At 35.5% G+C, this 11,143-nt stretch carries 11 protein-coding genes; 1 reads left to right on the plus strand and 10 read right to left on the minus strand.

Going from position 1 to position 11,143, the window contains the following annotated elements:
- Nucleotides 1–148: 148 nt before the first annotated feature.
- From ACT29I_RS25190 to ACT29I_RS25215, 6 genes are all read right to left on the minus strand, one after another.
- Nucleotides 149–1,282 carry an ATP-binding protein gene (locus ACT29I_RS25190; RefSeq protein ID WP_444794792.1) on the minus strand — a complete coding sequence of 378 codons (1,134 nt, stop codon included), beginning with the start codon at nucleotides 1,280–1,282 and terminating at the stop codon, nucleotides 149–151.
- Between the two features lie 635 nt (nucleotides 1,283–1,917).
- A complete protein-coding gene (locus ACT29I_RS25195) occupies nucleotides 1,918–2,217 on the minus strand; it encodes a helix-turn-helix domain-containing protein (RefSeq protein WP_444794793.1) in 300 nt (99 codons plus the stop codon).
- A gap of 2 nt (nucleotides 2,218–2,219) precedes the next feature.
- Nucleotides 2,220–2,561: a type II toxin-antitoxin system RelE/ParE family toxin gene (locus tag ACT29I_RS25200; RefSeq protein ID WP_444794794.1), complete on the minus strand. Its 342-nt coding sequence runs from the start codon at nucleotides 2,559–2,561 to the stop codon at nucleotides 2,220–2,222.
- 282 nt (nucleotides 2,562–2,843) lie between these two features.
- On the minus strand, nucleotides 2,844–3,782 hold the full coding sequence (locus tag ACT29I_RS25205; protein WP_444794795.1) for an ATP-binding protein: 939 nt from the start codon (nucleotides 3,780–3,782) through the stop codon (nucleotides 2,844–2,846).
- A 771-nt stretch (nucleotides 3,783–4,553) separates the two neighbouring features.
- A complete protein-coding gene (locus ACT29I_RS25210; RefSeq protein ID WP_444794796.1) occupies nucleotides 4,554–5,789 on the minus strand; it encodes a threonine/serine ThrE exporter family protein in 1,236 nt (411 codons plus the stop codon).
- 96 nt (nucleotides 5,790–5,885) lie between these two features.
- Nucleotides 5,886–6,236, minus strand: coding sequence for a hypothetical protein (locus tag ACT29I_RS25215; RefSeq protein WP_444794797.1), 351 nt, complete (start codon nucleotides 6,234–6,236; stop codon nucleotides 5,886–5,888).
- Between the two features lie 296 nt (nucleotides 6,237–6,532).
- Between ACT29I_RS25215 and ACT29I_RS25220 the strand changes: the two genes are divergently transcribed.
- Complete coding sequence (locus tag ACT29I_RS25220; RefSeq protein ID WP_444794798.1) at nucleotides 6,533–6,814, plus strand: winged helix-turn-helix transcriptional regulator; 282 nt, start codon at nucleotides 6,533–6,535, stop codon at nucleotides 6,812–6,814.
- Nucleotides 6,815–7,342: 528 nt separating this feature from the next.
- Here ACT29I_RS25220 and ACT29I_RS25225 read toward each other — a convergent pair.
- The 4 genes from ACT29I_RS25225 to ACT29I_RS25240 all read right to left on the minus strand — a co-directional run bounded on the left by ACT29I_RS25225 (nucleotide 7,343) and on the right by ACT29I_RS25240 (nucleotide 11,020).
- Nucleotides 7,343–7,960 carry a hypothetical protein gene (locus tag ACT29I_RS25225; RefSeq protein ID WP_444794799.1) on the minus strand — a complete coding sequence of 206 codons (618 nt, stop codon included), beginning with the start codon at nucleotides 7,958–7,960 and terminating at the stop codon, nucleotides 7,343–7,345.
- Nucleotides 7,961–7,962: 2 nt separating this feature from the next.
- The gene (locus ACT29I_RS25230) at nucleotides 7,963–8,994 is read right to left on the minus strand and encodes a DUF262 domain-containing protein (RefSeq protein WP_444794800.1); all 1,032 of its coding nucleotides are present in this window, start codon (nucleotides 8,992–8,994) and stop codon (nucleotides 7,963–7,965) included.
- Between the two features lie 117 nt (nucleotides 8,995–9,111).
- Nucleotides 9,112–10,359 (minus strand): retroviral-like aspartic protease family protein, encoded by a 1,248-nt coding sequence (locus ACT29I_RS25235; protein WP_444794801.1) that lies wholly within the window; start codon nucleotides 10,357–10,359, stop codon nucleotides 9,112–9,114.
- 88 nt (nucleotides 10,360–10,447) lie between these two features.
- A complete protein-coding gene (locus ACT29I_RS25240; RefSeq protein WP_444794802.1) occupies nucleotides 10,448–11,020 on the minus strand; it encodes a RusA family crossover junction endodeoxyribonuclease in 573 nt (190 codons plus the stop codon).
- Nucleotides 11,021–11,143: the final 123 nt, after the last annotated feature.

Genomic DNA, 11,143 nt, shown 5'->3' on the forward strand with positions numbered 1-11,143 from the left:
GCTTGAATTATGCCGAACGGAGCAATGATCTTTAAGAAAATTATTTAGGTAGGATTTACTCCTACTGGATTACCACAACTTCGTGGCACACCAACGTACTACATATAACGCGATTTAATGCGATATATGCTTTGTTGCTTTTTAGTAATTACTTCAACCACCCCTCAAAATTATCCTTATTAATCACTTCAAATGAAGCATTTGGATATGCATTCCTCCATTGAGATGGAACTTTAACCTTACTTTCTTTCCATTTGAATTCATAACCAAATAATGCCCCCTCTCTCTCTTCAACCCAATCGACTTCATGTTGGTCGTATGTTCTCCAAAAATAATTATTTGACATAAGTCTTTGGTATTCCTGATATTTTAGTCTTTCACTAATCATATAGTTTTCCCATAAAACACCAATATCATTTCGTGATTCAATAGGGTTAAAATTTGCAATCACAGCATTTCTAATTCCATTATCCAAGAAATACCACCTTGAATTTTTAGTTATTTCTTTTCTTAAGTTTCTACTAAATCCTTCAACTTTGTGAAGAATAAATACCTTACTTAATAAATCCAAGTACTTTTCAACAGTATTCTTACTTATTCCTAATTGATTACCCAATTCCTGAAGCGAAACTTCTCCACCAATTTGAAATGCAATCAGTCTTAATAAGTTGAATATTTTTTGTGAATTCTTAATGTTTTCATAAACCAAAATATCTTTCAGCAAATATGAACTAACCATTTCGTTTAAGTAATCAATCTTGTCTTCTCTATCAGGCAAATGTAATAATTCCGGGTAATTCCCAAAAACCAGTCTTTCACGTACTTTGTCAACTTTAGAAATACTATTTTCAATTTGGTTGTATTCATTTTCAGACAGAGCAAATAAGTTAAATGAATATTTTCTACCCGTTAAAGGTTCTCCAGCATCTTTGTGAATATCAAATGATGATGAGCCTGAAATAATAATTTTAAGTCCATTAATCTCATCAATCATAAGCTTCAGTTTCAATCCTATTTCAGGTATTTTTTGTGCCTCATCAATGTATAGAAACTTAAATGAACCTAAAATCTGTTTATAGTTTTCTACACTTCTAATTGCAAGTTTGTCATGGACATTTATATCTTCTCCATTTAATGTAAGTACAGGTTCATTTACTAGGTCAAGTATTTCTTTTACAAGCACGGTTTTTCCAACACGGCGAGCTCCGAAAACTATTACAACTTTGTTTGATTGCAATTTCTTTATTATGTTCTTCGATAAGTCTCTGACTAAATATTCCATAATTCCGTCATTGGTTTGACGCAATTTACCATATTTCCGTTAAAGTATCAAATTTGCAGTTCGCTCATATTATTAAAGCGTAGAGTAGAGCCTGATAGCTTACTCCGTTTTGTTAATCATAAAAGTAACAATAATAGGTAAACTATCAGCGCCCCCTGCATCAAACCGTATCCCGATGTTCGTGGACAGGCTGTGAGGTTTTCCCTCATATGCTTACGCTTGCGCATTACGGCTTGGTCATTTGAACATACCGAGCTTCAGCGACAATCCTCACGGACATAACTGTCGGCAGCTCTTCTAAATGAACAGTACATTATTGCGATAAGAGAGAGCAGAATCAAGCTTGCTTGAATTATGCCGAACGGAGCAATGATCTTTAAGAAAATTATTTAGGTAGGATTTACTCCTACTGGATTACCACAACTTCGTGGCACACCAACGGTCATAATAAAGCGCGTAGGCTGATTTGAAAAGCAAGACAACCAAAATCCAGCAGAGCCGAACTTTTGTTTTGGTTATAAATTTATCATTTTCACTAGCCGAAGCCTTAGTTTCGGTGAACTTATTTAATGAACTAAACTCCCAATATTTTGCTCACAGCCTATGACCTTTATTTTTTGTTGTGGCGACGTGGTTTATAGCATTGTAAAGCCAAGTCTCTTTCCTAAGCCTTCTTCAAAAATCTTGAAAAGAGTCGAAATCTGAATATCAATCTTGCCGTTTTCAAGTCTAGAAATATAGCTTTTCTTGGTTCCGGTTTTTGTTGCTAATTGTTCCTGAGTTAAATGTGCGTCTTTCCTAGCTTCTTTAATCATTTCTCCAACAATAAACGCTTTCGCTTTAACTTCAAACTCGTCTCGCTTTTCGGTACCAAATTTACCATACTTAATATCAAGAAGCTCATCAAATGTCCGTGCTTCACTAATCTGTTTCATTGTTAGTCTCCTTTCTTATTATTAAAGTATTCATTTTTCAATCTCAATGCTTTATCAATCTCTTTCTTAGGTGTCTTTTGGCTCTTTTTCTGGAATCCGTTGAATAGAATCACAATTTTACCTTTGTCAAAACAGCAAAAGACTCTGTAAATATCACTCCCGACTTTAATTCGAATCTCATACAATCCATCCGTGCTTTCAATATGTTTGAGAAATTTTTGAGGAATCCTATCTACAGTTCGAATGAACTTAAACACGTATTCAATTTTTTCTTGAACAGTGGAATCAAGCAATAGATAGAATTCAAGGAAATAATTTTCATAAAATTTAATCTCCCTAATCATAGAGCAAAGTTAACAAGTTTGTTAACAAATCAAAGTTGAATTGAATAATTATCTTTCAGCGCAGGTCCTTCGGTACCATGCGCCACAACGTTGACCTGTATGCGGTCGGCCGGGGCTATCAAATCAGCTACGATTGTGTCAAGCCGTGAGCGGGTAGCAAGGTAAAACGAAGCTTGCAATATGCTGTGGAGCCCCGGCTGGCGTATACAGATTGTTGCCGTTTCGTTGTTTCTTTTTTCGTTTTTTCCTTTTTAATCTGTTCTCATGGTGCAATTGGTGCAATTAATGGTGCAATTCGTAAAAGGAACCAGCTCCTTTTATGCTAGATGCTTTTAACAATCCTTTATTTACCAAATCTGTTAAATCTCTACTTGCTGTATTTCGCGAAACTTTAAAAATGGTTTGGTATTCACTATTTGTTATTTTCCTTTTATTCTTGAGATGTTCAATAGCATTTATTTGTCTTTCATTTAAGCCTAAAGTTTTCAAATATTCGGGATTCAGATTTTCTTTTCTAAATTCGACCCAAAATCCTGACATATCGTAAAAATAGATTGGTTTTGGGATGCCAAAATTGACGCATTCATTAATCATTTTAATTGTTCCACGGCCCCAAGACTCGATATATCCACTTCTAAAAAGAGCGTTTGCAATGTCTGGATTAAAAGGTTTTGATGGGTGTTTCGTTAATAGCTTTTCAATAGTCCAGTTATCTGGTAGTTTTCCCTCATTCCAGAAAATGATTTTATCTTGGTAGACGCTTATTTGAATTGGAACTCCTTCTGAGTAATCTTTATGTGATACAGCATTTAGAAGAGCTTCACGTACTGCGTCTTTTGGATATTCATATTTCTCAACCCGATTTAATCCTTCATAACTAATCGACGAATGGATATATTTGGAAAAGAGTAAATCCATAGTCTTTTCAACTTGCTCAAAAATATTTCCGTGAACTTCATCCTGGAACTTTAAATTTTCATCGGACAAAAAGTATCCAATCTTAATGTATGCTCCAGTTACAAATTTTTCCGGATTTGGATGAAAAAGAAGAATTGCAGCTCTTTTTATATAATCATTTTCCTTTAGCTGCAAGTTTTCAATTAAATGGTCATTTGTATCTGAAAGTACTTCTTCATCAATACGTTGGGCTTTTACCGCTTTTTTACGGAAAAAGTCAAAAGTGGCGGTGGAAAATAACTGTCCGATGACATGCGGTTCCAAAGTTTGTACAAATGTTTCGACCTCTCGGCATCGAATTCTTCCATGCTGATTTGGTCAACGCCTGCACTGCCTTTGTTCGATTTTACTTTCTTGTAAGCTATCCACACCATTTCCTTACTGATTGGTTAGGATTTTGTTTTCTCTTCAAAAATCTTCCTCATAATCCTGAGTTGTTAATAATTTGAAAACGGTATGATTGAACCCCTTTGCTCCACCCCCATTACAGGGACATCATAGCTACTTCGGGTCCATACGCAACCTCTTGCTGCTTTAGTAATCGCCTCGTTTTTTTTTACACTTGTACTTTCCTTTTAGCATCGGCAAGAGGCTTCCCGTGTCCCACAAATAAGCCCGGATAAAAGTCATGCCCCCTAAACAACGCCTGACATGCAACCAGTAAACAGGTTTCCGTTGCACTTATCCCTAGGGTCGCACGAGGCCTCGGTTTTGTCAGGATGTACCGCTTTCTCGGTGCTTTCCCGAGATTCCCCGGGACAAGCTATCGGCAGGTTCGCTTTCGCTCATCTCTTTTATCCATACATGACCAATTCAATCTTTGCCCTTTTCTTCCCTCGCTACACACATGCCAATCACTCAACATGCATCAGGAAAGTTGTTTGGAGCCGCTCCCTGTAGAGAGGCTCCGGAGGGTCAGCAGACCTTGACATTTATCGTCAGTGGTCGTTTCCTCCATCTTATTTGCAGCTATGTAAAGAACGCTTGCCTTTACTCACGGCACACCGCGCACCAGCGGGGATAGTTAACCAAATGCTACCCATTTAGCTCTTCCAGCTTTTTGTCCATAAAAGTTCCTGAAAAGAGCAAGCCTCCAATTATTCCCATAAAAATATACAAAACCTGCTCGCCCATATTACCCGAGGCGCTGGCGTCGTGTAAAAATACGCTACTCAGACCAATAAACGCTTTACTTCCCGGAACCAACATAATTATCCCAGGAATTAAATAAACCATTCGTGGAGAGTTGTTGAGTTTGCTAAATAGTTTACTGGCCATAACAGTAAGAATGGTGCCCATAAATATACTCACTAAAATTCCGGTAAAGGCAAAAAGGGTAGTGGTGTAAAAACTCAGAAAGCCAACAACAACACATAAAAACAAATCGCGGGGACGTATTTTAAAGGCAGGTGTTAAAGCCAGCGACAAAGCAACAATGGCAAAATAGTCAATCCAATTGGGAATGTCGTTGATAACCGCTTGTTGGTTTATTTCGACAAACAAAGGCAAAATAGCCAATCCCATCACTACGCCAAAAAACTGTTTAAACAAGGAGATGAGTGCGTCGAATAGTTTAGCGGTACCCGACACCAAATTTCGGGCGGTTATTTCTTCCAGTGCTGTGGTAATCGATAGTCCCGGAATAAACACAATGATCGAAGCCAGAATGGTCATCGAAATATTTATCTGATCGAATTTAAGCGAAAGTAAACCCGTAATAAACGTGGCCACAAAAGCCACCAGCGCTTCCAGTGTACTTCGTATATACACCGAGTGTTTCGACCACAGGTTAATTAAATACACAATGCCGCCAACAAACGATGCCGCCAAGGCCGATGTCCAGCTGGTATCCAAAATAATACAAAAGGCTCCAGCTGAGATAATAAAACCAAGAAGTTCTAAAAATTTACTATGCGTAGGCGGCGCCGTGCGTATGGCTTCAATGGCCAGTTTCCCTTCGTCGAAATTAATTTTATCGGAAACCAGGTTGTTGGCAATCTCCACAATTTTCGACAAGGCACCCAGATTTAATTCGCCCGGTCGTAAACTCTCAGCATGACTATAAGTTTGTTCGTCCTTTTCGTAAAAAACATAGTTAATCGAAGTGGGCAAATCCATAAAGCTGGCGCGGATTCCCTTTTTGGCAGCAATTTCAGATAAATACATTTCCGATTTGTACGAGGGAACGCCATACTGGTGTAGTGCCTTGCCCAGTTGAACAATAAACTTGTATTTGCTGGGGGTTTGTACTTTGCCTGTTTGTTTTACCATTTTGTTTGTTTCGGGCCGTAAAATTGAAAATTACTTGATGCGAAAAAAATGACAGTACCACATGTAATGCAATAATATGGTGTTGAAAAAGGGAAGTTACTTTTGAATTTTATCCAATACAAAAACACCACAAATATCCTCGGTATCAAAGGTAGAACCCACCAGCTTGTTTTCCGAAATGTGTTGTATCTCGAAGGTGTTGGGTAAATATTCAATGGCTTTCCCATCTTGGATTGCGCGAACTTCAACACTCTCAAGCAGTAATTTGTTGCCCGAAATTGTGCCTTTCACCTTTTCGTTTACCTCAATCTTATATGTGTTTTTAACCGTTTCGGTAAAGGTGAAAACTCCGCTTACCTCCTTGTTGGTTTGATACAGTTCAACTGTTCCTTCCGAGTTGCCGTATTCAAAATCTTCGGTGTATTTATAAGTGCCAGAAATATCCATCTTGCATTTTTTTTGCAAACTTAAGGAATTTTGTTTGAGTGTATGCCACGCCCATCTATTAATATGTGGGAATTAGCAAGGGGCACAAAATAATCCCCATGTTTCTTGAATAGATCCCCAAGGGGCACAAAGCAAAAAAGAGGGGGCGCAGAACAATCCCCAAGGGGCACAGAGCAAAAATATGATGATATGAATGATAAAAAATTAAAACAGATCTGGACGACCTGGATGTAGAAAATCCCAGTGAAGTTTGCCCCATTAAAGATGTATTGGCAGAGATGCTCGATAAATGGACAATGATGATAATTTTGGTGCTTGGCAAACACAAAGTTTTACGTTTTGCCGAGGTAAGAAGAAGTGTTGTGGGTATATCCCCTAAAATGTTGACTAAATCATTGCGCACATTAGAGCGAGATGGCCATGTAAATCGTAAAGTTTATCCCGAAGTGCCTATTCGGGTGGAGTATAGTTTGACAGAACAGAGCGAAATATTTCTGAAAAAATTAGTTGATTTAGCAGCTTGGGTTAAGCCACATGTGTCAACTATTGTCAAAAATAGAGTGCGGTTTAAAAAATAATAGCGACCAGAAAGAATTCTTTTGTACTTATTATCTCAAACCATATACAGAGTTAAATTATGATTTGTAGCGTTAAACAGCTTGAGTTGCACTCTTTTGCAAATTAGCCTTGCTGATTATTGCTCCGCTCGACAAATCTCGGACAAGTTCGATTTTGTTCTCACTTATCGCAATAATTTTGGTCATGGCTTGGCATGTGCGAAATGTGAAGCATTCACGAACACCTAAAGTAAACACTCTGTGAGTAATTGCAAATGTGTGCAATGTGCGTGGGATTTTCTTCTAGAGAAGGAGAAAAAAAACAAAATAAATTGACTCCGTCGAACTTTGTTTCCCTCAAGTTTGCACCAACTTTCCTTCAATGAACTCTCTTTTTCGCTTGCATACAACGTCCACTTATAAGTTTTTGTGGTGGATTGCGGGAGATTTCCAGTCCGGATACGGACGGAAAATACTGCGGAGATGCGCCGCTGGCGCAGCAATGCAGCCACCATAAAATTTATAATTTGTTACCAACTGGTTTTCTTTTTATTTTGTTAATTTATCTGAGAGATCTAAAAAATACTCCGTAATCAATATAAACATCACTTTATGATTTCCCCTTCTTTTTTGTAATAACAAATCTGCCATAGATGGATTTAAAGTAGCTAAGTAACCTAATTGATCTTTCACATATTTTTCAAATTTTCTCATTGAAACTATTGATCTATGAGCTATTGCATTTCTTATTATGACTAGTTCAAATGTTTTGTCAGGTGATTGATTTAATTTTTGTACTCTTGAATTACTCCTAAAGTAATCATCAATTCTTAATTGGATTTTTTTTGAGTCTAACCAATCGATATAATCTCGATCACGATCTTTTCGATTAACTTGAATTTTTTTGAATGCTTCTTTCGTTGATCTTATTGATTGAGAATGAGGTTTTATTATATAGTTACTTCTCGTTTTGGCATTACACAAACACCTCAGGAAATATTCTTCGACAAAAGTTTCCCAATTAACAACGAATCTAAGGAAACACCCTTCAACTTGAGTGTCACGTTTAAGTGATGTTGGTGTTGCTTCAAATTCTTTTACAATTTGATTTAACTCAGTTACTTCGGATTGAAATTTTTCAAATATAGTTCTTAAAGAATAGGGCATAGCTAAACGATAAGTTTAGAAATTTCTTGATGTCTAAAATTACGTTGGGCAACATTACCTGTACTTTGCTTAAACTGGCTCTTAAACACTTGATCAAAATCTGGTTGTAAGTATTTAATGCTAAAGCTTTCCAATTTATCAAAGCTTTTATTTAAATCTATACTGCCTGTACACTCGTCTTCATGGCCTGCAAAACCATATAAACGAGCATATATTGATAAGAACAAAGAATAAAACATAAACTTTGGTTTGAATGCATTTCTGATGTGCGTAGATTCAAACAAATTCCCAAGGATGCTCATAGAATTATTAAATTTAGAATAGAGCTCATTCTTATGTGGAAAATCATCATCAAATTCTTTATACATTTTATCAATGGCCCCAGATCTTGCCGATTGTATTCCATAAATTATTGCATAAACAATATCAGATACTAATGATGCATCTGACATGCGTGCAATTGTAACCGGAGTTAAAATCTTAAATTCTGTCCAAAATGTATTATACTCAGTTGCTAGCTCATAAATAACAGATTTTAATTCGCCTGCATAAATTGAATTTCTTTTTTCCTGAGGATTTAGTGGTAAACTATAAGAATTTAATCTAGAGAAAATTGAAATTATATCACCATCAGATGCACCTCTAATTGATATAAAGCTAACCTCAAAGTCTTCGAATATAAGTTGTTCTTCATTAGGTAAATTAGAAAAAGTTAAACCATAATATGATTCATCATAAATATTCTTAGATAATGCAAATATTTCCTTGTGAAATTCGACTATAGTTGAAATCCTTTGTTGACCATCAATAATTTCTTTGATTCTTTTTCCTTTTTCGTTTACATAATCACGTAAATAGATCGGTGGTAAAGGAAAATTATTCAATATAGTGTCAATTAAAGCAGTTTTAGCACTTAAAGGCCACGCTGTACGTCTTCTTTGATACTTAGGTTGTATTGAAAGTTCTCCGCTATCAAGGAGTCTCACAATATCATGAACACTATACATTCTTTGAGATAATTGAATTTTTGCCATCTTTTTTATTTTGCCTCTAATTTACAATAAATGTTGAAAAAGGTGTTTTAACTTGTTGGTAACGGCTCGGCTATGAAGCGTTGGCTTGTGTTGCGCATGCGGCAAGCCTATGCTTTATTAGCTATTGTTATGGGCTTTTTTTCTTCTCCTGTTTCTTCGAATTTTCCTTATAAGTAAAATAGTAAAAACCACTAATATCAAAAAGACTATTGAGATTATAATTATTCCTCCTGTCATTGATTCAAAGAAGCGCTTGTATGGGTATTTCCATTTGTATTCTCGTTCTCCAATTGCCTCATATGCTTTTTTATTTCCAAATTCCCCTGCTTTACTAAAATCTTCCAATGCATATTTAGTTCCATATAGGTCCTCTCTACAAAGGGCTTTATAATAGTAGGCTTCACCTATTAAATTTCTACTGTTTGATACTTCTATACATGTACTACAGTCTTTAATTGTTTTGGAGTATCTATTTAATTCGTAATAGGCTTTAGCTCTGAGAAGAAAGTTCTTATCTGAACTTTTACTTTCTTTATCAAAATGCAGAGCATTACTAAACTCTAACACGGCACCAGTATAGTCTTTAAGCACCATTTTTGCTCGACCTTTAACATAAAATGCTCCTACATTATCAGGGTCAATGGAAAGCACTTTGTCGGCATCTCCAAATGCCATTTGACAATGCTGAAAAACCTCATTTAGCTCTTTCTTATATCTTTGTTCTAAGTCATAATCATATGATGAAGGTTTAAAAGGGTTAATGTCTTTTACTAAAAGAATATTCGCTAGACCTCGATTTATGTATGCTAATAAATAACTGTCCTCAGCTTCAATTACTTTATTAAACAAATTAATTGCTTCTTCATAGTCACCTCGTTCCCATGCAGCAACTGCTTTATCATAATTTAGAATAGCATTCTCGTTATAAAGGCTATCTGAATGATGTATAGTTTCAATATCAAGATTTCGCCTTCTTTCAAGAATAGAATCATTTTCTTCAAAAACAATAAGCTTCTCCGAACCATAATCAAATTCTATCCTACCTAGTTTCCGTAATGCACTTTGACCTAATAAAAGCGGAGCTTTCAAAGAATGTACGATTGAAGCTTTTACATTATAAAGTTTAAGACCAGAAATTTCAACAACTTTCAAGTTAATCGTAGTGCCTTCCTGAATTTCTCCATTTGCAATACTGTAAAACTCAGAACCTTTAATGTCCTTTTCTGTTAAATATCCATTTTTAATCATGAATATAGCCTCAGACATAGATATCGAAACATCACTAGCTCCTGTATCAAAGATGAATTTAAGAGGGAGCCCATTAACCTTACAAGGTATCATGTAAACGCCACTCTTCTTTTGCATTTTTATTACTGTTTGAGAACTTAATGATATACAAAACAGTAAGTTTACTATTACTAATAATTTAAGGACTTTCATTGTAAAAGGTTGTTTATTCTTCTTTATATCTATACACTAGACCATGTCGCTCTGGTGTCAATTCTGTAATAGCGATTAAAATCTTATTTATTTTCATTGGATGAATATCTTTCTCTACTATCAATGAAGTCACTTGTGAATCATCATCAAAAGCAACATTATTCAATGAGTCAAGAACTGTTTTTGCAAGATTATCTACATCAACTTCAAAAAATCTTTTTTCTTTTATAGAAATCGACAAATGAACTTGCACTTTATTAGGCATTGGAATTTTTTCTTTGATTACATTTTTAGCTACTACTTTAATAAATTCCTTAAATCTTTTTACTGAATCAGTTTCTGGTTTTCTTCTATAAAAATCATTTAAAATCGTTTCTCCTCCAAGTTCATCTATCTCAACAACATTAATTGGTTTATAAGCGTCTTGTTTTGTAGGAACAGGCTCACCCCCAATAAACCCAAATAAATAATCAATATTAGAATTCTGAACGAATGTAACTGGTTTACGCGGTGAATTTTCTAAATCCGATTCTTGGCTTGATTGATTATTATTTCGTGTAAATGAAATAGGTATTCTATCTTTCATAACATGTCACATTTTATTCTAACGATTTTGCTTGTTAAATTGCCCATAACGTCAGTCTGTCTAAAAACTAAAAGCAACTGATTTTTTGTTGCTTTACAGGCTATTTTTTAGCTTGTTTTAGGC

It is taken from the genome of Saccharicrinis sp. GN24d3 (assembly GCF_052400645.1).
Classification (GTDB): domain Bacteria; phylum Bacteroidota; class Bacteroidia; order Bacteroidales; family Marinilabiliaceae; genus Saccharicrinis.

Bases quoted from the DNA above. Each gene is read 5' to 3' on its own strand.
- ACT29I_RS25235 (WP_444794801.1), bottom strand. From the start codon at position 10,359: ATGCAAAAGAAGAGTGGCGTTTACATGATACCTTGTAAGGTTAATGGG.
- ACT29I_RS25190 (WP_444794792.1), bottom strand. From the start codon at position 1,282: ATGGAATATTTAGTCAGAGACTTATCGAAGAACATAATAAAGAAATTG.
- ACT29I_RS25215 (WP_444794797.1), bottom strand. From the start codon at position 6,236: ATGGATATTTCTGGCACTTATAAATACACCGAAGATTTTGAATACGGC.
- ACT29I_RS25200 (WP_444794794.1), bottom strand. From the start codon at position 2,561: ATGATTAGGGAGATTAAATTTTATGAAAATTATTTCCTTGAATTCTAT.
- ACT29I_RS25195 (WP_444794793.1), bottom strand. From the start codon at position 2,217: ATGAAACAGATTAGTGAAGCACGGACATTTGATGAGCTTCTTGATATT.
- ACT29I_RS25210 (WP_444794796.1), bottom strand. From the start codon at position 5,789: ATGGTAAAACAAACAGGCAAAGTACAAACCCCCAGCAAATACAAGTTT.
- ACT29I_RS25225 (WP_444794799.1), bottom strand. From the start codon at position 7,960: ATGCCCTATTCTTTAAGAACTATATTTGAAAAATTTCAATCCGAAGTA.
- ACT29I_RS25230 (WP_444794800.1), bottom strand. From the start codon at position 8,994: ATGGCAAAAATTCAATTATCTCAAAGAATGTATAGTGTTCATGATATT.
- ACT29I_RS25220 (WP_444794798.1), top strand. From the start codon at position 6,533: ATGATGATAATTTTGGTGCTTGGCAAACACAAAGTTTTACGTTTTGCC.
- ACT29I_RS25240 (WP_444794802.1), bottom strand. From the start codon at position 11,020: ATGAAAGATAGAATACCTATTTCATTTACACGAAATAATAATCAATCA.